Here is a 23,232-nt window from a genome sequence, read left to right as displayed (position 1 = left end):
GGTCCGAGGTTCGAGTTCCTGGAGGGAGGAGGGCGCGTGAGCGCTGAGGTGACGCTGTTGGGCGTACGGCACCACGGTCCCGGTTCGGCCCGCGCGGTGGCCGCCGCGCTGGAGTCGCTGCGGCCGGACGCGGTGCTGATCGAGGGCCCGCCGGAGGCCGATCCGATCGTCGCACTGGCGGCCGGGAAGGACATGGTGCCGCCGGTCGCGCTGCTCGCCCACGCCGTGGACGACCCGGCCCGGGCCGCGTTCTGGCCGTACGCCGAGTTCTCCCCGGAGTGGGTGGCGATCCGGTACGGCCTGGACGCCGAGGTCCCGGTGCGCTTCATCGACCTGCCGGCGGCGTACGGACTCGCCCCGGACCCGGCGGGGGACGCCACGGCGGAGGACGACGCCGCCGCGGACGACGCCGACGGGGACCGGCCGGGGGACCCGATCGCCCTGCTCGCCGAGGCGGCCGGCCACGACGACCCGGAGCGCTGGTGGGAGGACGTGATCGAGCACCGCGCCCCCGGCGCCGACCCGCTCGCCCCGTTCGCCGCCGTGGCCGAGGCGATGACGGCGCTGCGCGAGGCGGGGGTGGCCGGCAGCGCGGCACGCCGCGACGATCTGCGGGAGGCGTACATGCGTCAGCAGATCCGCGCCGCCAAGCGGGCCGGGCACCGGCGGATCGCGGTGGTCTGCGGCGCGTTCCACGTGCCCGCGCTGGCCGTGCTGCCGACCGTCGCCCACGACCGGGCGCTGCTGGCCGGCCTGCCGAAGAAGGTGCGCACCGACATCACCTGGGTGCCCTGGACGCACCGCCGGCTCTCCCAGCTCAGCGGCTACGGCGCCGGGATCGTCTCGCCGGGCTGGTACCACCACCTGTTCGCCGAGCCCGGGGACCCGCTGCCCAAGTGGCTGACCAGGGCGGCCGAACTGCTCCGCGCCGAGGACCACCCGGTCTCCTCCGCCCACGTCATCGAGGCGGTCCGGCTGGCCCGGACGCTGGCGGTGATGCGCGGCCGCCCGCTGGCCGGCCTGACCGAGACGCTGGACGCCGTCCGGTCGGTGATGTGCGACGGCTCCGACGTCGCACTGGAGCTGGTCCGCGACCGCCTGGTGATCGGCGACGCGCTCGGCGAGGTCCCGGACGGCGTACCGGCGGTGCCGCTCCAGCGCGACCTCGCCCGGCTGCAGCGCTCGCTGCGGCTGAAGCCGGAGGCCGAGCCGCGCGAGCTCGACCTGGACCTGCGCAAGGAGAACGACGCGGCGCGCTCCCGGCTGCTGCACCGGTTGCGGCTGCTCGGCATCGACTGGGGCGTGCCCGCGCGGTCCGCGGTGAACTCCACTGGCACCTTCCGGGAGAGCTGGCGGCTCTGCTGGCAGCCCGAGTTCGCGGTCCGGATCGTCGAGGCCGCGCAGTGGGGCACCACGGTCGAGGACGCCGCCGCCGGCAAGGCCGTCGGCGCCGCGCGGGCCGCGGTGGAGCTGGCCGAGCTGACCGCTCTGGTGGAGACCTGCCTGCTGGCCGGCCTGCCCGGCGCACTGCCCGCCGTGATGCGGGTGCTGGCCGACTGCGCCGCGCTGGACACCGACGTCGCCCGCCTCGCGGGCGCCCTGCCCGCGCTGGTCCGGGCCCTGCGCTACGGCGACGTCCGCGGCACCGACGGCGGCGCGCTCGGCGAGGTCGCGACCGGCCTCGCCGACCGGATCTGCGTCGGCCTGCCGCCGGCCTGCACCGGCCTGGACGCCGACGGCGCGGCGGCGATGCGCGGCCACCTCGACGAGGTGCACGGCGCGGTCGGCCTGCTGGACGCGGACGGCGCGGACGGCCTGGCCGACCGCTGGGCCGGCACGCTGGGCTCGCTCGCCCGGCGGGAGCCGACCGGCGGCCCGGCCGACGGCGTCCCCGGCCTGCTGCGCGGCCGCGCCGTCCGGCTGCTGCTGGACGACGGCCGGCTGGACTCCGCCGAGGCCGGCCGCCGGATGGGCCTGGTCCTGTCGGCGGCCAGCGCCCCGGCGGACGCGGCCGGCTGGGTGGAGGGCTTCCTCACCGGCGGCGGCGCGCTGCTGCTGCACGACCCCCGGCTGCTGGGCCTGCTGGACGCCTGGCTGACGGCCGTCCCGGCCGAGGTCTTCACCGACGTGCTGCCGCTGCTGCGCCGCACCTTCGCCGGGCTGGAGGCGGGCGTGCGGAACACCGTCGGCAGCCGGGTCGCCGCCGGCCCGCTCGACGGTGAGCCGGCCGAGGCCGGCGAGCCCGGCCCCGCGCTCGACCGGCCCCGCGCCGACGCGGCCGTGCCCGTGGTCGCGCTGCTGCTCGGCCTGCCCGGCCCCACGCCCCATCCCGGCGGTTCGGTGCGGATCCCCCGGCAGGCCTCCGGCCGCGACACCTGACGCCGCACCCGGGCCGTACCCGCGGATACGCACCAGAGGAGACCGGGCGGCCCGACGGCCGGCGAACCCGACAGCCCGAAGACGCCGCGAACCAGAAGACCCGCGAAGACCGAGACCGCGAAGACCCGCGACCGCGAAGACCCGAGACCGCGAAGACCCGAAGGAGCATCCGATGGCAGTGACCACCCCCCTCGCCGCCGAGGAGCGGCTGCGCCGCTGGCGGCTGGTGCTCGGCGGCGAGGCGGACGGCACCGGCTGCACCCTGCGCGGCCGGGACGCCGCGATGGACGGCGCGCTCGCCGCCCTGTACCGGGGCGCGCCGGAGGAGGGCCGGGCCGGGCGGGCCGGCCGGCGCAGCGCCGGGCTGGGCGGGTCGGCGCCGCAGGTGGCGCGCTGGCTGGGGGACATCCGCGAGTACTTCCCGACCACCGTCGTCCAGCTGATGCAGCAGGACGCCATCACCCGGCTCGGGCTGGACCACCTGCTGCTGGAGCCGGAGATGCTGGAGGCCGTCGAGCCCGACGTCCACCTGGTCGGCACCCTGCTCTCGCTCAAGCACGCGCTGCCGGAGACCACCCGGGAGACCGCCCGCGCGGTGGTCGGCAAGGTGGTGGCCGAGCTGGAGCGCAGGCTCGCCGACCGGACCAGGGCCACCCTGGGCGGCGCGCTCGACCGCAGCGCCAAGGTGAACCGCCCGCGCCACCGCGACATCGACTGGGACCGCACGATCCGGGCCAACCTGAAGAACTACCTGCCCGAGCACGGCACCGTCGTGCCCGAGCGGCTGGTCGGCTACGCCCGGGCGCAGCGCGCGGTGAAGAAGGACGTCATCCTCTGCATCGACCAGTCCGGCTCGATGGCCCCCTCGGTGGTGCACTCGGCGGTCTTCGGCGCGGTGCTGGCCTCGATGAAGTCCCTGAACACGCGGCTGGTCGTGTTCGACACCTCGGTGGTCGACCTGACCGAGCAGCTCACCGATCCGGTGGACGTCCTGTTCGCCACCCAGCTCGGCGGCGGCACCGACATCAACCGGGCGCTCGCCTACTGCCAGTCGAAGATCACCCGCCCGTCGGAGACCGTCGTGGTGCTGATCAGCGACCTCTACGAGGGCGGCATCCGGGACGAGATGCTCAAGCGGGTGGCGGCGATGAAGGCGGCCGGCGTCCAGTTCGTCGCCCTGCTCGCGCTCTCGGACGAAGGTGCGCCCGCGTACGACCACGCGCACGCCGCCGCGCTGGCCGCGCTGGGGGCCCCGGCGTTCGCCTGCACCCCCGACGCCTTCCCGGACGTCATGGCCGCGGCGATCGAGAAGCGCCCCCTTCCGGTGCCCGACCGGAGTGTGTAACCGACCGGTGCGCGGGTTCACCCGGACGGGGGAACCCGCGCCCGTCCGGGCCCCCGGACCGCCCGCGGGCCGCCCCCTGATCGCACCCGGTGCAGGTCGCCCGGCCGTAGGCTGGCTGTGACGGTTCTCACCCAATACGGGCATGCCCCGGGCGAAAGAGTCCCGTCGGACGGGGATAACCTGCCAGACGGACGTGACGCGCGTGTTGATTGACGTGTGCGCCCGTGGCTGTGTGGGCCGCAAGGCCGTACCTCTGCGTACCCGCACCGCCCCGACGACCCGCAGCGAAGATCCTGCCGTGGCACGCTCGTAGAGACACAATCCGCGACCACGAACAAGGACAAACACGTGGACCTGTTCGAGTACCAGGCGAGGGACCTCTTCGCCAAGCACGGCGTGCCCGTGCTTGACGGTGATGTCATCGAGACCGCCGCAGACGCTGCCGCAATCGCGGAGCGCTTCGGCGGCCGCGCCGTCGTCAAGGCTCAGGTGAAGGTGGGTGGCCGAGGCAAGGCCGGTGGCGTGAAGCTCGCCTCCGACCCGGCGGACGCCGTCGCCAAGGCCGAGGCGATCCTCGGCATGGACATCAAGGGCCACACCGTCCACAAGGTGATGCTGGCCCAGACCGCGGACATCAAGGAGGAGTACTACGTCTCCTTCCTGCTGGACCGCACCAACCGCACCTTCCTGGCCATGGCCAGCGTCGAGGGCGGCGTGGAGATCGAGGTCGTCGCGGAGGAGAACCCCGAGGCGCTCGCCAAGATCCCGGTCGACGCCAACGAGGGCTGCACCCCGGAGAAGGCCGCCGAGATCGTCGCCGCGGCGAAGTTCCCGGCCGAGGTCGCGGACCAGGTCGCCGAGGTCCTGCAGAAGCTGTGGGCCGTCTTCATCGCCGAGGACGCCCTCCTCGTCGAGGTCAACCCGCTGATCAAGTCCGGCGAGGGCAAGATCATCGCGCTCGACGGCAAGGTCTCGCTGGACGAGAACGCCGAGTTCCGCCAGCCGGAGCACGAGGCGCTCGAGGACAAGGCCGCCGCCAACCCGCTCGAGGCGGCGGCGAAGGCCAAGGGCCTGAACTACGTCAAGCTCGACGGCCAGGTCGGCATCATCGGCAACGGCGCGGGCCTCGTCATGAGCACCCTCGACGTGGTCGCCTACGCCGGTGAGAAGCACGGTGGCGTCAAGCCCGCCAACTTCCTCGACATCGGCGGCGGCGCCTCCGCCGAGGTGATGGCGAACGGCCTGGAGATCATCCTGGGCGACGCCGACGTCAAGTCGGTCTTCGTCAACGTCTTCGGCGGCATCACCGCGTGCGACGCGGTCGCCAACGGCATCGTGCAGGCCCTCGCGCTCCTGGAGAGCAAGGGCGAGGCCGTCACCAAGCCGCTGGTCGTCCGTCTCGACGGCAACAACGCCGAGCTGGGTCGTCAGATCCTGACCGACGCCAACCACCCGCTCGTCGAGCAGGTGGACACCATGGACGGTGCGGCCGACCGCGCCGCCGAGCTGGCCAACAAGTAAGGAAGGGGACTACACAACCATGGCTATCTTCCTTACCAAGGACAGCAAGGTCATCGTCCAGGGCATGACCGGCTCCGAGGGCATGAAGCACACCCGTCGGATGCTCGCCTCGGGCACCCAGATCGTCGGTGGCGTGAACCCGCGCAAGGCCGGCACCACGGTCGACGTCGACGGCACCGAGGTGCCCGTCTTCGGCACCGTCGCCGAGGCCATGGAGAAGACCGGTGCCGACGTCACCGTCATCTTCGTGCCGCCGAAGTTCACCAAGGACGCCGTCGTCGAGGCCATCGACGCCGAGATCGGCCTGGCCGTCGTCATCACCGAGGGCGTCCCGGTGCACGACACCGCCGCCTTCTGGGCCCACGCCGGCGCCAAGGGCAACAAGACCCGGATCATCGGCCCGAACTGCCCCGGCCTGATCAGCCCCGGACAGTCGAACGCCGGCATCATCCCGGCCGACATCACCACCTCCGGCAAGATCGGTCTGGTCTCGAAGTCGGGCACCCTGACCTACCAGCTCATGTACGAGCTGCGTGACATCGGCTTCTCCTCGGCCGTGGGCATCGGCGGTGACCCGGTCATCGGCACCACCCACATCGACGCCCTCAAGGCGTTCCAGGAGGACCCGGAGACCGAGCTGATCGTCATGATCGGCGAGATCGGCGGCGACGCCGAGGAGCGTGCGGCGGCCTACATCGCCGAGCACGTCACCAAGCCGGTCGTCGGCTACGTCGCGGGCTTCACCGCCCCCGAGGGCAAGACCATGGGCCACGCCGGCGCCATCGTCTCCGGCTCCTCGGGCACCGCGCAGGCGAAGAAGGAGGCCCTTGAGGCCGCCGGCGTCAAGGTCGGCAAGACGCCGTCCGAGACCGCCCGCCTGGCGCGCGAGCTGATCGGCTGACGCCTCCCGCTCGTCGAGCGCCCCCGTCCGGATCCCGGGCGGGGGCGCTCGCCGTTTCCGGGGGCGCCCGCCGTCACCGCGGCGGCCCGGACACCGGGGAGGGGCGTCAGTGGTCGTCGGTCGGGCAGGGGTGCAGGGTCCAGCCCGTGCAGGCCGGCGGACCCGCCGCGACCGTGCCGGGCGGCGGCAGCGCCTCGGCGGGGCGCCCGGCGGACGGCAGCTCCCAGAGGCGGCGGGGCGGCGGCGGGTCCACCACGACCGGCTCGACGCCCGGTGTGGAGCTGCACCAGAGGCTGTGCACACCGGTCGGCGGCGCGTCCGGCGGAGCGGGCACGGCTGCAGTGGTCGCGGCCGTGGCGCAGAGCGACGGGGCGGGCGGCTCGCCGGGCCGGAACAGCTGTCCGGGCCCGCCGCCGCTCAGCGTCGCCACCACGGCCGCACCGACGGCGGCGGTGAGCAGGGCCGCGGCGCCGGTCCGGCCGGCGTCGGCCAGCCCGTGCCGGGCGCGCAGCAGCGGCAGTGGCGGTCGGTGCGGCTCCGGGCAGCCGCGGACGGCCGCCCGGAGCAGCAGCCCGCTGAGCCGGTCGGCGAAGCCGTCCGCCGCCGGATCCGCGCCGACCAGGTCCGGCACCCAGTGCGCCAGCGCCGTCCGCGCCGCCCAGACCCGACCCTCGGCGGCCGTCACGGTGGACTCCACCTCGACGGCCACGGCGTCGGCGGGCAGGCCGAGGCCGTCGTGCAGGAGCAGCGCCCGGCGCTGCGGGCGGGAGAGCCGCTTGAGGGCCTTGAGCAGGGCGCGGTCGTGGTCGGTGAGCCGGTCGTGGTCCGGCAGCACCGCCTGGGTCTCGTCGGCCGGGCGGACCTTGATCCGGCGGTGCGGCAGCCGCCAGACGTGCGTCCGGCGCGGGCCGCCGCGGTGCCACGGCGAGAGCGCCGCCTCGAACGCCCGGGTCCGCAGCCAGGCCTCCGGGTCGGTTTCGCCCGACACCTCCACCCAGTGCCGCTGCGCCTCGGCGAAGGCCCGCCCGACGCAGTGCAGGGCCCGGTGCTTGCAGGCGGTGAGCAGGAACGTCTGCTGCACCAGGCGGGTGTGGGCGGTCTCGTACAGCTCCTCGAAGGTGGGAGCGGGGGCGGGGGACTCCGGCCGGTCCGGACGGGGGCGTTGCCGCCGGGTGGCCTCGGGCTCGCCGCCCGGGCCGCTGCCGGGGGTGGCCTGGGCCGACGAAGCGCCCGGTCGGGGGCGGTCGGGGGCGGTTGCGCGGCCGGGGGCGCCCGGTCGGCCGGGGCGCTGCCGCCGGGAGTCATTCCGCCCGCCCGGTCCGGCCTCGCCCCGTCCGCCCTCCGGGGTGGGGCCGGCGGTGGTGCCCGGCGGCTCCGGCCGGGTGTCCGCGGCGGGCTGCACGGGAGCGGCGGCGTGCCGCTCGGCGCGCCGGTCGCGGTCGGCCGCCGGCACGCGGGGGGCGGGCTCGGCGGGGGCGGCGCTGCCGGGTCGGTCGGCCGGCCGGTCCGCCGGACGCGCCTGGCCGGCCGGTTCCTTGCGGCGGTGGCGCCCGCCGCCGGACCCAGGGGTGTCCGGCACCGCGCCGTCCGGCGCGCCGGCGCGGGCACCGTCGGCCGGTCCCTTGCGGCGGTGCCGCCCGCCGGGTGAGTCCGGGGCCGCCCCACCGTCCGGTGCAGGGGTGTCCGGCGCCGCACCGGACGGCGGGCCGGCGAGGGCACGGCCCGCCTTGCTCCCGCCCGACCGGCTCCGGACCGGCCCGGCCGGGGGCCTCCCCGCCGCGCCGCGTTCGGGCGGGACCGGGTCGGGGCGCCCCGCGGCACCCACCGTCCCCGCGGCACCCGCCGTCTCCACGGCACCCGCCGTCCCCCCGGCACCCGCCGTCCCCCGTGCTTCGGGGGTGGCCTGAGCCGGGCTCAGCAGCGCGGCGAAGGCGGCGATCTCGGCGCGGGTACGGGTGCCGAGCTTGCGCATCGCCCGGTGCTGGTAGGTCCGCGCGGTGGCCGGGGTGACGCCCAGTTCGGCCGCCGACTCGGCGAGCGGCCGACCGGCCGCCAGGTGGGCCAGCGCCTGGGCCTCACGCGGAGTCAGCTGCCGCAGCAGTCGGGACGCCTCCGCGGGATCGGCGGCGAGGCCGCCGGCCGCCTTGCCGCGCGCGCCCCTGGGGGCGTGCCCGGCGGGAGCGGCCTGTGCAGCCGGTGTGCCCGGGGTTCCCGGCGTACTCGGCGCGGCGGCCGGCCCCGGCGTGCCCGGCGCGGACTTCGCGGGCTTCGCGGGGGCGCGGCCGCGTCCGGGCCGGCCCGTCCCGGGGCGCCCCTGCGGTGCCGGCTGGTGGTCGGTGGGGGCGGGGGCGCCGGTGGGGCGCTCGGCGGTCGGTGGTGTGCTCATCAGACACTCCGGGCCGGGGTGGGGGCCGCAGCGAGCGGGCCGGGTCCGAAAATGCGCATAAGCCAATAATCTGGGACACGACGGCGGTTTGCCTCTTCACGAAGCATGGCGAGTCGCCTTGGCACCATGAGGCGCATGACGCAGCTGATGGGCCGTCCGATCGTGGAAGTGCCGGGTGAACTGGGGGCCAGGCCCGTCCTGGCCGACCTGCTCACCGGGGCGCGGACGGCGCTGCTCGGGCTGGCGGCGGTCGCCGTTCCGGTGCTCGCGCTCTGGGTGGTGACCCCGTACGCGGACGACGGCGCGGCCGGGGCCGTCCGTCTCGCCGGTGCGCTCTGGCTGCTCGGACACGGTGCGCCGGTCCTGCGCGGTGCCGCGCAGGCCCCGCTGACCGTCACCCCGCTGCTGCTCGGACTGCTCGCGGTGGTCCAGCTCCGCCGGGCCGGTGCCCGGGTGGCGGCCCGGCGCGGTCCGCGGCCGCGCTGGGGCGGGCCGTGGGCGGTGTGCTGCGGCTACTGCGGGGTGGCGCTCGCGGTGGTGGCCCAGTGCGCGGGCCCCGGACTGTTCCGGGCCCGGGTGCTGCCGGACGTCCTGGTGGTGGCGGCGCTGGCCGCCGCGGCGACACGCTCCGGCGCCCGGGCCGCCCGCCGGCCCGGGCCCGGTGGCGGTGTGGCCGGCCCCGGGTGGCCGGGCCACTGGCGGCACTGGCTGGACCGGGTGCCGTGGTGGGCGCGGCCCGACGGGGGAGCGCCGGCGGTCCGGGCGGCCGCACTGGCGGCCGGAACGGGGCTGCTGGCGGCGGGCGCGCTGGTGGTCGCGGTGGCGGCGGTGCTGGCCGCGGTGGACGGCGCCGGGCCGGCGACGGCCGCGCTCGGCCGAGGCCCGGCCGCGGTGGCCGGGTTGCTGCTGCTGAGTCTGGCGGTGCTGCCGAACGCGGTGGTCTGGGGCGCGGCGTACGCGCTCGGCCCGGGGTTCGCGGTGGGGGAGGGGACGGTCGTGGCACCGGACGGTGCGGTGCTCGGGCCGCTGCCGGACTTCCCGCTGTTCGCGCTGGTGGCGGAGCCGGGGGCGGGTGGCTGGCGGCTGGCGGCCTGCACGTTGCCGGCGCTGGCCGGGGTGGTTCCGGCCCTGATGCTGGGGCGGGCGGCGGCGGCCGGCCCGCGGTGGCCGTACGGCGGGGAGCCGGATGTGCGGGGCGGGGACGGGCGGGGCCCGGAGGGCGGTGGCTCGGAGGACTACGGCCTGGACGAGCCGGACCCGTCCGACCCGTCGTCCGCCGTCACCGGGCCGTGGCACCCGGTGGCGACCGCCGTCGCGGTCCTGGCGGCGGCGCTGCTGACCGGTGCGGCCGCCGCGGTGCTCGGCCGGCTCGCCGGCGGGGCGCTGGCCGGCGGCCGGATGGCCGAGCTCGGTCCGGTGCCGTGGCGGACGGGTCTGGCGGCGGCCGGCTGGCTGGCCGCGGTGGCCGTGCCGGTGGCCCTGCTCGCCCGGGCCCGGGCGCTGGCCGGGGCGGCGGCCGAGGAGGGCGCCGGGACGGGGCCCGGGCCGGTCGGCGCGGTCGGCCGGGCCGTCGTCCCGTTCACCGGCCGGGTCCGCCGCGGCGGGCTCCGGGTGCGGGCCCGTGCCCACGGGCTCGTCCTGCGCCTGAGCGGGTCGCCGGCGGCCCCGGACGCCGTCGACGGACCGGACGGACCGGCTGCACGGTCGACGGCTCCCGCCGCCCCCACCCCCGAGCAGCCCGGCACCGGCTGAGGGCACCGACCGAGGGCACCGACTGAGGGCACCGGCTCAAGACAACGGCCGAAAGCACCGACCGAAGACACCGACCGAAGACACCGGCCGACGACACCGACCGAGGACCGGGCGGGCCTACTCGCCCTGCCTGGTCACGTCCACGTACCACTTCGGCGCGAGCCGCTCGCAGTTGTCCGCACCGGTGGTGGTGAGCGAGTCCCGGACGCAGGTGACGTAGTCGTTGTAGTAGAGGCTGAGCCCGATCGCCGAGGTCACGAAGACCACGGTCATCGCACCGGTCAGCACCCCGGCGAGCGCCGCCGGGGTGAGCGGGTTCGGTGAGCCCGGCTCGACGGCGCCGGCGGCCGCGCCCCCGGCGGGGTTCGCGGCCGGCTTCGGGGCGCGCATCGCGCCGATGCCCCAGGCGACGGCGAGCGCGCCGACGAACAGGGCGACGTAGTGCAGCGCGGCCAGTGCGCAGATCAGCGAGGCGATGCCGGCCAGCGCGGCGTTCCGGGCCTTGCGCTGCGCCGGGTCGTTCGGGTCGAGGCGGGGCGGCTGCGGGGCCGGCGGGCGGGGGTGCCAGCCGCCGCCCTGGTAGCCGGGGCTCCACGGGTGCGGCGGCGGGACCTGCGGGCGCTCCTCCGGTCCGCCCTCGCCGTCGGACGGCTCCGTCCCGCCGGTGGGCCGGGGGTTGCGCGGCCGCCACGGCTGGTCCGGGGCATCCGCCGGCGGCGGCGCGAAGGGGTTGCGCTCGCCGGTGTCGTCACCGCTGCTCATGGTTTCAGCCATTCCTTACTCGGTCGGTGGGGCGGACGCCCGCGCCACCCTATGATCCCGCAGCCGTCCCGGGGCAGCCCTGCGGCCTGCCGCCGGGCCGGGACACCCGCCCGGGCGTCCGGTGCGGACGGCCCGGCGGGCCGGGAGGAGATCCCCGTCTCAACTACGCGCGTAGCGCCCGCAGGCCGTTTCGGAGGCCGTCCGACCAGCCGTTATCGTGGTGACGGTCAGCAGCTCACAGAGGTTCCCCGGGGCCCGCATCGCGGCGGGTTCTCCTGGTGTTCCCCCTCGCTCGACCTGCCGTTCGTAGTGGCCCCACCGCCGGTGGACGTACCAGCGGGCGGCGCCCGACCTACGGAGAATCGCGCAGTGGCCGCCGCCCCCGCTCAGCTCTTCCCGCCCCGCACGCCCGGACCGGCCCGCCTGGTGGTGCTGGTCTCCGGCTCCGGCACCAACCTGCAGGCGCTGATCGAGGCCGTCGCCGACCCGGCCTTCGGCGCGCAGATCCTCGCCGTCGGAGCGGACCGCGACGGCATCGCCGGCCTGGACCGCGCCGAGCGCGCCGGCCTCCCGGTCTTCGTGCACCGGGTGAAGGACCACGCCGACCGCGCCGACTGGGACCGCGCCCTGACCGCCTCCGTCGCCGCGTACGAGCCGGACCTGGTGGTCACCGCCGGCTTCATGAAGATCCTCGGCCCCGCGTTCGTCGCCGCCTTCGCCGGACGGATCGTCAACACCCACCCCGCACTGCTGCCCGCCTTCCCCGGTGCCCACGGCGTCACCGACGCGCTCGCCTACGGCGTGAAGGTCACCGGCTGCACCGTCCACCTGGTCGACGCCGGCGTGGACACCGGGCCGATCATCGCGCAGGGCGTCGTCGAGGTCGTCGACGCCGACCACGCCGATGGCGGCGAAGCGCTTCACGAGCGCATCAAGACTGTCGAGCGCAAGCTGCTCGTCGACGTCGTGGGCCGGCTGGCCCGCGAGGGTCACCGCATCGAGGACCGAAAGGTATGGATCCCGGCATGAGTGCCAGCTCCACCACGCCCCCCGTTTCGGAGAACATCCGTCCGATCCGTCGCGCGCTGATCAGCGTGTACGACAAGACCGGTCTGGAGGAGCTGGCCCAGGGCCTGCACGCCGCCGGGGTCGCGATCGTCTCCACCGGTTCCACCGCCGGCCGGATCGCCGCCGCCGGCGTGCCGGTGACCGAGGTCTCCGAGCTGACCGGCTTCCCGGAGTGCCTGGACGGGCGCGTGAAGACGCTGCACCCCCGCGTGCACGCCGGCGTGCTCGCCGACCTGCGCCTGGAGTCGCACCGCGCGCAGCTGGCCGAGCTGGGCGTCGAGCCCTTCGACCTGGTCGTGGTGAACCTCTACCCGTTCAAGGCCACCGTCGCCTCCGGCGCCACCCCGGACGAGTGCGTCGAGCAGATCGACATCGGCGGCCCGAGCATGGTCCGCGCCGCCGCCAAGAACCACCCGTCGGTCGCCGTCGTGGTCGACCCGGCCCGCTACGGCGACGTGCTGAAGGCCGCCCAGGAGGGCGGCTTCGACCTGGCCACCCGCAAGCGCCTGGCCGGTGCCGCGTTCGCCCACACCGCCGCGTACGACGTCGCGGTCGCCTCCTGGTTCGAGGCCGGCTACGCGCCGAGCGACGAGCGGTTCCCGGAGTTCCTGGGCGGCACCTACGAGCGCCAGAACGTGCTGCGCTACGGCGAGAACCCGCACCAGGGCGCCGCGCTCTACGTGGACGGCACGGGCGGCCTGGCGGGTGCCGAGCAGCTGCACGGCAAGGAGATGTCGTACAACAACTACGTCGACACCGACGCCGCCCGCCGCGCCGCGTACGACCACGCCGAGCCGGCCGTCGCGATCATCAAGCACGCCAACCCGTGCGGCATCGCGACCGGCGCCGACGTCGCCGAGGCCCACCGCAAGGCGCACGAGTGCGACCCGGTCTCCGCGTACGGCGGCGTGATCGCGGTCAACCGCCCGGTCACCGTCGAGCTGGCCGAGCAGATCGCCCCGATCTTCACCGAGGTCGTCGTGGCCCCGGGCTACGAGGACGGCGCCGTGGAGGTGCTGGCCCGGAAGAAGAACCTGCGGGTGCTGCTCGCCCCCGAGGCGCCGGCCAACCGCCAGGAGCTGCGTCCGATCTCCGGCGGCGTGCTGCTGCAGGAGACCGACCGGGTGCACGCCGAGGGCGACGACCCGGCGACCTGGACGCTGGCCACCGGTGAGGCGCTGTCCGAGGCCGAGCTGGCCGAGCTGGCCTTCGCCTGGCGGGCCTGCCGGGCCGTCAAGTCAAACGCGATCCTGCTGGCCAAGGGCGGCGCCTCGGTGGGCGTCGGCATGGGCCAGGTCAACCGGGTCGACTCGGCGAAGCTCGCGGTCGAGCGGGCCGGCGAGCGGGCCAAGGGCTCGTACGCGGCCTCCGACGCGTTCTTCCCGTTCGCGGACGGCCTGCAGATCCTGATCGACGGCGGCGTCAAGGCCGTGGTCCAGCCCGGCGGTTCGATCCGCGACGAGGAGGTCGTCGCGGCCGCCGCGGCGGCCGGCGTGACGATGTACTTCACCGGCACCCGCCACTTCTTCCACTGACGGTGCGACAGAGCGGCCCGGCCCCCTCCGTGGGGGCCGGGCCGCTCCGTCGTGTGCGCGGGGACCGCTACTTCTTGATCACCAGCGTGCCGGCGGCACGGTCGTGCCAGCCCTGCAGCTTGCCGGAGTTGTCGAAGAACGGCGACAGGTAGACCAGCGCGGCGCCGATGTAGCAGAGGAAGGCGCCGACGATCGGGATGATGAAGCGGATGAAGCCGCCGCCGAGGCCGGGGACCTGGCCGGTGCTCTCCTTGACCACGCGCAGGCCCATGGCCATCTTGCCCAGGGTGGCACCCGCGAACGAGACCATCAGCCACTCGTAGAGCAGGTTGAACAGCGAGAGCACGCCGATCATGATCATCATGGTGACGAAGAAGCCGGCGGCGGCGTCGTTGTTGTCGTTCAGGCAGTCGTAGTACGCGGAGTTGGAGCCGCCGTACGAGTACAGGCCGCTGCAGTCCTTCTGGTCCTTGGCGATGCCGAGCGCGCTGGCCAGACCGAGCGCCATCACCAGCGCGATGATCGCGCCGATCGCGAGGCCGTCGATCAGGCGGGCCAGGAAGCGCTGGCCCATGGTGGCGAGCTTCACCGCGCCCAGGTGGTGGAGGTTGATGTAGCCGTTGTTCGCCTGGAGGGTGCCCGGCATCGGGGTGTACCCGTACGCCTGCTGCTGCGGGACGCCGTAGGCCGGGGCCTGCGGCGGCTGCTGCGGGTAGCCGTAGCCGGCCGCCGGCGGGGCCTGCTGCGGGTAGCCGTAGCCCTGCGGCGGCTGCTGCTGGCCGTACGGGTTGTTCGGGTCGGGCGGGTAACTCATCGATGCCTCCGGGCAGGATGTGGGGACTGGTGGCGGGACAGCACGGGCCCCGGAACGGACCGCCGGTCGGGCCTGCGGGTCGCTCGGGACGGTGGCGGTGCACGGTGACGGAGGGGCGCACAGGAATCGGCGCCCGCCGTCCGGCTCAGAGCCGTGGGAAGCGAGGGAACGAGGGCCGTGGTGCGGACGGGAGCAGCGAGGGCTGCGGGCACGGCGGCACGCCGCCGTGGCGGTCGGGCGGCACGGTCTGGTGTGGTCGGCTCACTCTGTTCTTCCCCCGGGTACGCCCCGCCGGTGTGTCCGTCGGCCCGTCACCGGGCCGGATGCGGCAGGGAATGCCCGCTTATCGTCAACCCGACAACCCGGCGCTGTCCAGCCGCGTTCGCGCACCGGACCGGACTGTGGCGCAACCGCAACGTGGGCCGCACCTTCCGGGCCCGGCGGGCGGCCGCGCTCCGGACCTCCGCGGGGGTGCCGCCGGGGCTGGCGCGGAAGGTTGCGGCGATCCGGGAGAATGGGGTCATGACTGCCCAGATTCTCGATGGCAAGGCCACCGCGGCCGCGATCAAGTCCGAACTCGCCGCCCGCGTGGCGGCCCTCAAGGCGAAGGGTGTCACGCCCGGCCTCGGCACCGTCCTGGTCGGCGACGACCCGGGCAGCCGCTGGTACGTCAACGGCAAGCACCGGGACTGCGCGGAGGTCGGCATCGCCTCGATCCAGCGCGAACTGCCCGCCACCGCCACCCAGGAGGACGTCGAGAACGTCGTCCGCGAGCTGAACGCCGACCCGGCCTGCACCGGCTACATCGTCCAGCTCCCGCTGCCCAAGGGCCTCGACCAGAACCCGGTCCTGGAGCTGATGGACCCGGACAAGGACGCCGACGGCCTGCACCCGACCTCGCTCGGCCGCCTCGCGCTCGGCATCGAGGGCCCGCTGCCCTGCACCCCGCTGGGCATCGTCGAGCTGCTCCGCCGCCACGGCGTCGAGATCAACGGCGCCGAGGTGGTCGTGATCGGCCGCGGCGTCACCGTCGGCCGTTCGATCGGCCTGCTGCTCACCCGCCGCAGCGAGAACGCCACCGTCACCCTCTGCCACACCGGCACCCGGGACCTCGGCTACCACCTGCGCAAGGCCGACATCGTCGTGGCCGCCGCGGGCGTGCCGCACCTGGTCAAGCCGGAGGACGTCAAGCCCGGCGCGGCCGTGCTGGACGTCGGTGTCAGCCGCAGCGAGGGCAAGATCGTCGGCGACGTCCACCCGGGCGTGGCCGAGGTGGCGGGCTGGATCTCCCCGAACCCCGGCGGCGTGGGCCCGATGACCCGCGCGATGCTGCTCAACAACATCGTCGAGGCGGCCGAGCGCCGCGCCGGCGTCTGACACCAGAGGGATTGGGACGTCCAGCCATGAGTGAGGCACGGTCGCGGCGCAGGCCGGTCAAGACCACCGGCACGCTGCCCCCCGAGGGCTCGGCCGCGGCGCTCGGGCGCGAGCACTCGCTGCCGGTGCGGCAGTGGCCGATAACGCTGGTCCTGCTGGTGGTCGGCGCCGGGCTCGCCGTCACCTGGTTCGCCGACTTCCAGGACGGCTTCAAGTACGGCCTGCTGATCCTCGGCGGGGGCGTGCTGCTCGGCGCGGTGCTGCGGTTGGTCCTGCCCGAGGTCGGCATGCTCGCCGTGCGCAGCCGGTTCACCGACGTGATCGTGCTGAGTGTCATGGGCGTCTCGATCGTGCTGCTGACGCTGGTGGCCCAACCCAACCCGTGGCTGGAGATCTCGCTGCTCGACAACATCGGCCAGCTGATCGGCCGCCCCCGGCGCTGACGGGCCGGCCCGGAGCAGCCACCGACAGCGGCCCCCGCCCGGAATCCCGGGTGGGGGCCGCTGCTTCTGTGACGTATCAGCCACGCCCGCACACGCGGCGTAGGCTTCCCTTTGCGATAACCTGACGCCGGTCTCTCGACGTCGAGAGACCGTCCTCGGCTCCAGTGCGCCGGTGTGCCTGGGGCACCTGGCGATTTGCTGGAGAAGGTAGAAATGACCCGCACCCCCGTCAACGTCACCATCACCGGAGCGGCCGGCCAGATCGGCTACGCGCTGCTCTTCCGCATCGCCTCGGGCCACCTGCTCGGCGCCGACGTGCCGGTGAACCTGCGCCTCCTGGAGATCCCGCAGGGCCTGAAGGCCGCCGAGGGCACCGCCATGGAGCTCGTGGACTGCGCCTTCCCGCTGCTGCGCGACATCAAGATCACCGACAACGCCAACGAGGCCTTCGACGGCGCCAACGTCGCGCTGCTGGTCGGCGCCCGTCCGCGCACCGCCGGCATGGAGCGCGGCGACCTGCTGCAGGCCAACGGCGGCATCTTCGGCCCGCAGGGCAAGGCCATCAACGGCCACGCCGCGGACGACATCAAGGTCCTGGTCGTCGGCAACCCGGCCAACACCAACGCCCTGATCGCCCAGCGCAACGCCCCGGACGTCCCGGCCGAGCGCTTCACCGCGATGACCCGCCTGGACCACAACCGCGCGCTCGGCCAGCTGGCCCTGAAGACCGGCACCACCGTCGCCGACATCAAGCGCGTCACCATCTGGGGCAACCACTCCGCCACCCAGTACCCGGACATCTTCCAGGCCGAGATCGCCGGCAAGCCGGCCTTCGAGGCCGTCGGCGCCGACCAGGCCTGGCTGGAGAACGACTTCATCCCGACCGTCGCCAAGCGCGGCGCGGCCATCATCGACGCCCGCGGCGCCTCCTCGGCCGCCTCGGCCGCCAACGCCGCCATCGACCACGTCTTCACCTGGGTCAACGGCACCGCCGAGGGCAACTGGACCTCCGCGGGTGTCGTCTCGGACGGCTCCTACGGCGTGCCGGAGGGCCTGATCTCCTCCTTCCCGGTCACCGCCAAGGACGGCAAGTTCGAGATCGTCCAGGGCGTGGAGATCTCCGAGTTCTCCCGCGGCCGCATCGACGCCTCGGTCAACGAGCTCGTCGAGGAGCGCGACGCGGTCCAGGCCCTCGGCCTGATCTGAGCACGACCCCGCTGAGCAATCCGGCCCGCCGCCTCGCCACGAGGCGGCGGGCCGTCGCTCTGGGGTGCCCCTACACTGCCCCCCGTGAGCGAAACCATCGAAGACGCGGCGCTCGTCCTCGTCTTCATCATGCTGGGCGGCCTGTTCAACGTCGCGGAGATCTCGCTGATCTCCCTGCGGGAGGGCCAGATCCGGTCGCTGGAGGCACGCGGCACCCGCCGGGCGGCCCGCGCCGCGCACCTGGCCGCCGACCCGAACCGCTTCCTGGCCGCCGTCCAGGTCGGTGTGACCTGTATGGGCTTCCTCTCCGCCGCCTTCGGCGCGGACACCCTGGCCGGCAAGGTGGCCCCGCTGTTCGTCGAGGCCGGGCTCACCGAGGGCGTCGCCGACGCGGTCGCCCTGGTCGGGCTGACCCTGGTGATCAGCTACGTCTCGCTGGTGCTCGGCGAGCTCACCCCGAAGCGGATCGGCCTCCAGCGCGCCGACTCCATCGCGGTGCTCTCCGCCCCGGTGGTGGACGTGATGTCGGTGGTGCTGCGACCGGCGATCTGGCTGCTCGGCCACTCCACCGATCTGATGGTCCGCCTGCTCGGCGGCGATCCGGCCGCCGGCCGCGGCTCGATGAGCTCCGAGGAGCTGCGCGGGCTCGTCGCCGCCAACACCGAACTCGGCAGCGACCAGCGCGCCCTGATCGCGGACGTGTTCTCGGCCGGCGAGCGCCAGCTGCGCGAGGTGATGGTGCCGCGGACCGAGGTGACCTTCCTGGACGCCGAGCGGCCGCTCGCCGAGGTCCGCGAGCAGGCCGGCTCCGCCCCGCACTCGCGCTACCCGGTGGTCGAGGGCAGCTACGACGCGGTCACCGGCTTCGTGCACGTCCGCGACCTGTACGGCGCCCGCGGCGAGCAGGCGGTGAGGGTCCGTGACCTGGCCCGCCCGGTCAAGCTGCTGCCCGGCACCAAGCGGGTGCTGGAGGCGATGGGCGAGATGCGCCGCGAGGGCCACCACCTGGCGATCGTGGTCGACGAGTACGGCGGCACGGCCGGCATCGTCACCCTGGAGGACCTGGTGGAGGAGGTGATCGGCGAGATCCGGGACGAGTACGACTCGCAGGAGCCGACCACCACCCGCCGGCTGGCCGGCGGCGGCATGGAGCTGGACGGCCTGCTGAACCTCGGCGACTTCACCGAGGAGACCGGCGTCACCCTTCCGGAGGGCCCCTACGAGACGGTGGCCGGCTGTCTGGTGGCCGCACTGGGCCGGCTGCCGGCCGACGGCGACCAGGTCAGGATCCCGATCGGCGACGAGGAGGTCCGGCTGACGGTGGCGAAGCTGGAGGGCCGGCGGATCGCCCGGGTGAGGGTGAGTGCGGTCACACTGTCGGAACCTCCAGGGGCGGACGTTTCCTGAGCGGTCGGTGGAACTGGAACAATGGCCCCCATGGTCAACGCAGCGGTCACTGGTCCGGTCAAGGACCGTCCCCGGGTGCTCTCCGGGATCCAGCCCACCTCCGGCTCGTTCCACCTGGGCAACTACCTGGGCGCGGTGCGCCAGTGGGTCGACCTGCAGGAGGCCAACGACGCCTTCTACATGGTGGTCGACCTGCACGCGATCACCGTGCCGCAGGACCCGAAGCTGCTGCGCGAGAACACCCGGGTCTCCGCCGCCCAGCTGCTCGGCGCCGGTCTGGACCCGGAGCACTGCACCCTGTTCGTGCAGTCGCACGTCCCCGAGCACGCACAGCTCGGCTGGGTGATGAACTGCCTCACCGGCTTCGGCGAGGCCGCCCGGATGACGCAGTTCAAGGACAAGTCCGCCAAGCAGGGCGCGGACAGCACCACGGTCGGCCTGTTCACCTACCCGATCCTCCAGATCGCCGACATCCTGCTCTACCAGGCCGACGCCGTCCCGGTCGGCGAGGACCAGCGCCAGCACGTGGAGATCACCCGCGACGTCGCGGAGCGCTTCAACACCCGCTACAGCCCGACCTTCACGGTGCCGAAGCCGTACATCCTCAAGGAGACGGCGAAGATCCAGGACCTCCAGGACCCGGCCGTCAAGATGAGCAAGTCGGCCTCCTCGCCCAAGGGCCTGGTCAGCCTGCTGGACGAGCCGAAGGTCAGCGCCAAGAAGTTCAAGAGCGCCGTCACCGACACCGGCACCGTCGTCTCCTACGACGAGGAGGAGAAGCCGGGCGTCTCCAACCTGCTGCGGATCCACTCGGCGCTCAGCGGGCAGTCGGTGGAGCAGCTGGTCGCCCACTTCGAGGGCAAGATGTACGGCGCCCTGAAGACCGAGCTGGCCGAGCTGTTCACCGAGTGGGTGACGCCGTTCCAGGAGCGCACCCGCACCTTCCTGGACGACCCGGCCGAGCTGGACCGGGTGCTGGCGGTCGGCGCCGAGAAGGCCCGCGCGGTGGCGTCGCAGACCCTGGAGACGGTGTACGACCGGATCGGCTTCCTCCCGGCCGCCAAGCGGTGACCGGCAACTCGCCGTCCGCCTCCGGGTACCCCGCCTCCGAGCCCTTCCCCGCCGAGCCGTTCGGCGGGGAGGTGCTCACCATCGGCGTGTCCGTGAGCGTCCCGGAGCCGTACGGCTCGGCGGTCCAGGACGCCCGGGCGGGGCACGGCGATCCGCTGGCCCGGTCGATACCCACGCACGTCACCCTGCTGCCGCCGACCGAGGTGGCGGCCGCGGACCTGCCGAAGATCGAGGAGCACCTCGCGACGGTGGCGCGCGCGCACCGGCCGTTCCGGATGCTGCTGCAGGGCAGCGGCACCTTCCGGCCGGTCTCCCCGGTGGTCTTCGTCCGGGTGGAGGAGGGCGCGCAGGAGTGCCGGCTGCTGGAGGCGGACATCCGCTCCGGCCCGCTGGCGCGGGAGCTGGCCTTCCCCTACCACCCGCACGTCACGGTGGCGCACGGTCTGCCGGACGACGTGCTGGACCGGGCGTTCGAGCAGGCCCGCGGCTTCCGGGCGGCCTTCCCGGTGCCCGGCTTCAGCCTCTCCCGCTTCGACGAGGACGAGGTCTGGCGGCCCTGGCGGGCCTACGACTTCTCCTGAAGCGCCCGGCGGCCCCGGCGGTCGTGCCGTCCCGGCGGCCCCGGGGCGGGCGGTCAGGCCCGGCCGAGCCGGAGCATCCGGTCGACCACCCGGCGGGCGGCGTCCCCGTCGTCCAGCCCGCAGTGCTCGGCCCGGAACCGGCGGTGGCGCTCCTCGTAGCCGGCGGGCACCGCGGCGCCGCGGTCGGCGAGTTCGCGCAGCTCGCGCAGGAGCTCGGCCGAGGTGGGGACGAGCGGCCCCGGCGCCTGCGCCTCGAAGTCGAAGTAGAAGCCGCGCAGGGTGTCGCGGTAGTGCTCCAGGTCGTAGGTGAAGAAGAGCAGCGGGCGGCCGGTGATCGCGAAGTCGAACATGATCGACGAGTAGTCGGTGACCAGTACGTCCGCGATCAGCAGCAGTTCCTGGACGTCCGGGTAGTCGCCGCAGTCCCAGAGGAAGCCGTCCCCGGCGCCGGGCAGCGGCTCGCGGACGTGCACGTGCGGGCGGATCAGCAGCACGTGGTCGTGGCCGAGGGTGCTCCGGGCCCGGTCCAGGTCGATCCTCAGGTCCAGCCGGAACCCGTCGCCGTCGCCGTGCTGCTGGTCCTCGCGCCAGGTCGGCGCGTACAGCACCACCCGCTTGCCGTCCGGGATGCCGAGCCGGCGGCGGACCGCCGCGATGCGGCCGGCGTCCGGCCGGGCCAGCACGTCGCCGCGCGGGTAGCCGGACTCCAGGATCTCGCCGTCGAAGCGGAACGCCCGGCGCAGGATCGGGGTGGCGAAGGCGCTGGGGGAGAGCAGCAGGCTCCACTGCGGGGTCTCCCGGTCGAGCGCCTCCAGGTAGCCGTGGTCGGCCAGCCAGGGGTTGTCGACGTCGTGGGCGATCCGCTTGAGCAGTGAGCCGTGCCAGGTCTGGACGACCACCTGTCCGGGGCGGCGGCGCAGGAAGTCCGGGAAGTGCGTGTTGCCGACCAGGTACCGGCTGGTGGCCAGCGCCCGGTACCACTCGGGGCTCCAGATCCGCACCGGGCGCACCCCGGCGGGCAGTTCGGCCTGGGCGTCGTCGACCACCCAGAGGTGCTCCAGCGGGGCGCCGCGGCGGGCGAGTTCGGCGTGCACCGCGCGCGGGGAGTCGGAGTAGCCGCGGCCGCCGAAGACGTCGTACAGCACCGCGTCGCGCAGCGGCTCGCGGCGGGCGGCGGGGTAGCCGGCGGTGCGCTGGCGGGTCTGCGCCCAGGCGCTGCGCTCACCGGCGGTGAGGACGGGCGTGGAGTCCAGCAGCAGCGTGTCGTGCCAGCGCCGCTGGAGCAGGATCCGCTTGCCGCCGGCCTGGGTGGCGGCGGGCAGTGCGGGGACGAGGGCGGGCGCGGCGATCAGCGCGCGCCGCGGACCGGGCCGGCCGGCCGGGTGGAGGGCGGCCTCCCAGATGCCCTTGCGCAGCGGCAGGGCGGCGCCGCCGGAGCCGGTGCGGGTGGCGGGCAGGTGGATCCGGAAGCGGCCGCCGGCGCCGAGCCGGACCGGGTGGCGGACCTCGCCGGCGGTGCCGCCGTGCCGCAGGACCAGCTCGAACGGCCCGGTGCCGGGGCAGTGGCCGGTGAGGTCGAAGCCGCCGGCCCGCGGCTCGACCCGCTCGACCCAGACGGCCGGCGGCTGGACGCAGAACTGGAGCCAGCCGTCGGACAGGTGCTTGAGGTAGAGCACCCGGTCGGCCTCACCGGGCAGCGGGTGCTGGCCGGCCACCGGGCCGCCGCGCTCGTCCAGGGTGAGCTGCTCGGTGGAGCCGTCCGGCCGCAGCAGTTCGGCGTCCCAGTGCTCCAGCTCGCGGCTGCCGCGGCCGTCCGCGGTGAACGGCCGGTACGGCAGGTGGACGGCGAAGGTGTTGCCGGTGCGGGCGACCGCGCGCTCGACGACGGCGTCGCTCTCCCGGTGGCGCAGCCGCAGCACGGTGCCGGCCGGGCAGTGGTCGGCGGTGCCGCGCAGGTCGAGGCCGTCCAGGTCGGGGACGGCGTGGGTGAGCCGGACGCCGGGGCGTTCCAGCAGCAGGCAGAGCCGGCCGTCCTCGAACCTGGGCTGGAGCCGGACGTCCCGGTCGACCCACCGGGCGGGCGGGTACTCGCCGGAGCCGCACCAGTGCGGGGCGAGCAGTCCGTACTGGCGGCGCAGCCGGGTGGGGCGGGGGCGGGTGAAGAGGGTGGCCTCGACCTCCCAGTCGCCGAGCAGCCACTCCTCACCGCGGCGCAGCCGGCGCGGCTCGATCAGGGCGGTGAATCCGGACCAGTCGTGGTTGTGGTCGGGCTGGGCGCTGTCGTCGGTGACCTCGGGCAGGCGGCGCGGCCTGGTGCGGAGGTGGACCGGGGGCTCGTCCTCGGTGCGGTGCAGGGTCAGCCAGGTCCAGGCGGAGCCGGGGCGGGCGGTGTCCGCGTCCTGGGGGCGGGCGAAACCGGTGAGCTCCAGCCCGCGGGCGCTCCAGCGGGCACGCAGCAGGCCGAAGACGGCGTCCTCGTCGGCGGGCGGCAGGCCGTCCGCGGACCGGGGATCGGCGTGCGGCAGTACGAGCCGGGTGAGGACAGGCATGGGAGGTCCTTCGGAACGGGATCCGGTCCATGGCGGTGGGCCGGGGCCTGCGCACGGTGGGGGGGAGTACGAAGGCCACTGCGCATCCCATACCGGAATGACATCCGGGGTCAACTGTACGGTCCGGCAGATTTG

General features: G+C 74.8%; 17 protein-coding genes. 13 read left to right on the top strand and 4 right to left on the bottom strand.

Annotated features, from left to right (window positions below):
• Positions 1-36 precede the first annotated feature (36 nt).
• The 4 genes from RMN57_RS16470 to sucD all read left to right on the top strand — a co-directional run bounded on the left by RMN57_RS16470 (position 37) and on the right by sucD (position 6,146).
• The gene (locus RMN57_RS16470) at positions 37-2,379 is read left to right on the top strand and encodes a DUF5682 family protein (protein WP_313764143.1); all 2,343 of its coding nucleotides are present in this window, start codon (positions 37-39) and stop codon (positions 2,377-2,379) included.
• Between the two features lie 172 nt (positions 2,380-2,551).
• Positions 2,552-3,724: a VWA domain-containing protein gene (locus RMN57_RS16465; RefSeq protein ID WP_313764142.1), complete on the top strand. Its 1,173-nt coding sequence runs from the start codon at positions 2,552-2,554 to the stop codon at positions 3,722-3,724.
• A gap of 348 nt (positions 3,725-4,072) precedes the next feature.
• Positions 4,073-5,245, top strand: a complete 1,173-nt coding sequence (sucC, locus tag RMN57_RS16460) for an ADP-forming succinate--CoA ligase subunit beta (protein ID WP_313764141.1) — start codon at positions 4,073-4,075, stop codon at positions 5,243-5,245.
• A gap of 19 nt (positions 5,246-5,264) precedes the next feature.
• Positions 5,265-6,146 carry a succinate--CoA ligase subunit alpha gene (gene sucD, locus RMN57_RS16455; RefSeq protein WP_313764140.1) on the top strand — a complete coding sequence of 294 codons (882 nt, stop codon included), beginning with the start codon at positions 5,265-5,267 and terminating at the stop codon, positions 6,144-6,146.
• Positions 6,147-6,252: 106 nt separating this feature from the next.
• Here the strand turns inward: sucD and RMN57_RS16450 are convergent, their stop codons facing one another.
• A complete protein-coding gene (locus RMN57_RS16450) occupies positions 6,253-8,532 on the bottom strand; it encodes a LuxR C-terminal-related transcriptional regulator (RefSeq protein WP_313764139.1) in 2,280 nt (759 codons plus the stop codon).
• A gap of 135 nt (positions 8,533-8,667) precedes the next feature.
• On the opposite strand from RMN57_RS16450, the gene RMN57_RS16445 reads away from it, so the two are divergent.
• Positions 8,668-10,284, top strand: a complete 1,617-nt coding sequence (locus RMN57_RS16445; RefSeq protein ID WP_313764138.1) for a DUF6350 family protein — start codon at positions 8,668-8,670, stop codon at positions 10,282-10,284.
• A 117-nt stretch (positions 10,285-10,401) separates the two neighbouring features.
• Here the strand turns inward: RMN57_RS16445 and RMN57_RS16440 are convergent, their stop codons facing one another.
• Positions 10,402-11,046, bottom strand: a complete 645-nt coding sequence (locus RMN57_RS16440; protein WP_313764137.1) for a hypothetical protein — start codon at positions 11,044-11,046, stop codon at positions 10,402-10,404.
• A 369-nt stretch (positions 11,047-11,415) separates the two neighbouring features.
• Between RMN57_RS16440 and purN the strand changes: the two genes are divergently transcribed.
• Together purN and purH are read left to right on the top strand one after the other, a co-directional pair.
• Entirely contained in the window at positions 11,416-12,075 is a 660-nt protein-coding gene (gene purN / locus RMN57_RS16435; protein WP_313764136.1) for a phosphoribosylglycinamide formyltransferase, read from the top strand.
• Positions 12,072-13,649 carry a bifunctional phosphoribosylaminoimidazolecarboxamide formyltransferase/IMP cyclohydrolase gene (gene purH / locus RMN57_RS16430; protein ID WP_313764135.1) on the top strand — a complete coding sequence of 526 codons (1,578 nt, stop codon included), beginning with the start codon at positions 12,072-12,074 and terminating at the stop codon, positions 13,647-13,649. Before purN ends, purH begins: the two co-directional genes overlap by 4 nt.
• Before the next feature lie 67 nt (positions 13,650-13,716).
• Here the strand turns inward: purH and RMN57_RS16425 are convergent, their stop codons facing one another.
• Positions 13,717-14,463, bottom strand: coding sequence for an RDD family protein (locus tag RMN57_RS16425; RefSeq protein WP_313764134.1), 747 nt, complete (start codon positions 14,461-14,463; stop codon positions 13,717-13,719).
• 522 nt (positions 14,464-14,985) lie between these two features.
• Between RMN57_RS16425 and RMN57_RS16420 the strand changes: the two genes are divergently transcribed.
• The 6 genes from RMN57_RS16420 to RMN57_RS16395 all read left to right on the top strand — a co-directional run bounded on the left by RMN57_RS16420 (position 14,986) and on the right by RMN57_RS16395 (position 20,548).
• On the top strand, positions 14,986-15,840 hold the full coding sequence (locus RMN57_RS16420; RefSeq protein ID WP_313764133.1) for a bifunctional methylenetetrahydrofolate dehydrogenase/methenyltetrahydrofolate cyclohydrolase: 855 nt from the start codon (positions 14,986-14,988) through the stop codon (positions 15,838-15,840).
• 26 nt (positions 15,841-15,866) lie between these two features.
• Entirely contained in the window at positions 15,867-16,283 is a 417-nt protein-coding gene (locus RMN57_RS16415) for a DUF3017 domain-containing protein (protein WP_313764132.1), read from the top strand.
• 213 nt (positions 16,284-16,496) lie between these two features.
• Positions 16,497-17,489 carry a malate dehydrogenase gene (locus RMN57_RS16410; protein ID WP_313764131.1) on the top strand — a complete coding sequence of 331 codons (993 nt, stop codon included), beginning with the start codon at positions 16,497-16,499 and terminating at the stop codon, positions 17,487-17,489.
• An 84-nt stretch (positions 17,490-17,573) separates the two neighbouring features.
• On the top strand, positions 17,574-18,896 hold the full coding sequence (locus RMN57_RS16405; protein ID WP_313764130.1) for a hemolysin family protein: 1,323 nt from the start codon (positions 17,574-17,576) through the stop codon (positions 18,894-18,896).
• A 75-nt stretch (positions 18,897-18,971) separates the two neighbouring features.
• Positions 18,972-19,967: a tryptophan--tRNA ligase gene (trpS, locus tag RMN57_RS16400; protein WP_313767851.1), complete on the top strand. Its 996-nt coding sequence runs from the start codon at positions 18,972-18,974 to the stop codon at positions 19,965-19,967.
• Entirely contained in the window at positions 19,964-20,548 is a 585-nt protein-coding gene (locus tag RMN57_RS16395; RefSeq protein ID WP_380237576.1) for a 2'-5' RNA ligase family protein, read from the top strand. The genes trpS and RMN57_RS16395 overlap by 4 nt, the downstream gene beginning before the upstream one ends.
• 53 nt (positions 20,549-20,601) lie before the next feature.
• Here the strand turns inward: RMN57_RS16395 and RMN57_RS16390 are convergent, their stop codons facing one another.
• Positions 20,602-23,097, bottom strand: coding sequence for a CDP-glycerol glycerophosphotransferase family protein (locus RMN57_RS16390; protein ID WP_313764129.1), 2,496 nt, complete (start codon positions 23,095-23,097; stop codon positions 20,602-20,604).
• Positions 23,098-23,232 lie beyond the last annotated feature (135 nt).

This window comes from Kitasatospora sp. CM 4170 (assembly GCF_032110285.1).
In the GTDB taxonomy this organism is placed as follows: domain Bacteria; phylum Actinomycetota; class Actinomycetes; order Streptomycetales; family Streptomycetaceae; genus Kitasatospora; species Kitasatospora aburaviensis.
Note: the sequence above shows the minus strand (reverse complement) of the source record. Positions and strands in the feature narration are given on the sequence as shown.

Coding starts and splice junctions, on each gene's coding strand:
- RMN57_RS16425 (WP_313764134.1), bottom strand. CDS start 14,463: ATGAGTTACCCGCCCGACCCGAACAACCCGTACGGCCAGCAGCAGCCG.
- RMN57_RS16410 (WP_313764131.1), top strand. CDS start 16,497: ATGACCCGCACCCCCGTCAACGTCACCATCACCGGAGCGGCCGGCCAG.
- RMN57_RS16415 (WP_313764132.1), top strand. CDS start 15,867: ATGAGTGAGGCACGGTCGCGGCGCAGGCCGGTCAAGACCACCGGCACG.
- RMN57_RS16390 (WP_313764129.1), bottom strand. CDS start 23,097: ATGCCTGTCCTCACCCGGCTCGTACTGCCGCACGCCGATCCCCGGTCC.
- sucD (WP_313764140.1), top strand. CDS start 5,265: ATGGCTATCTTCCTTACCAAGGACAGCAAGGTCATCGTCCAGGGCATG.
- RMN57_RS16420 (WP_313764133.1), top strand. CDS start 14,986: ATGACTGCCCAGATTCTCGATGGCAAGGCCACCGCGGCCGCGATCAAG.
- RMN57_RS16445 (WP_313764138.1), top strand. CDS start 8,668: ATGACGCAGCTGATGGGCCGTCCGATCGTGGAAGTGCCGGGTGAACTG.
- purH (WP_313764135.1), top strand. CDS start 12,072: ATGAGTGCCAGCTCCACCACGCCCCCCGTTTCGGAGAACATCCGTCCG.
- RMN57_RS16440 (WP_313764137.1), bottom strand. CDS start 11,046: ATGAGCAGCGGTGACGACACCGGCGAGCGCAACCCCTTCGCGCCGCCG.
- RMN57_RS16450 (WP_313764139.1), bottom strand. CDS start 8,532: ATGAGCACACCACCGACCGCCGAGCGCCCCACCGGCGCCCCCGCCCCC.
- RMN57_RS16465 (WP_313764142.1), top strand. CDS start 2,552: ATGGCAGTGACCACCCCCCTCGCCGCCGAGGAGCGGCTGCGCCGCTGG.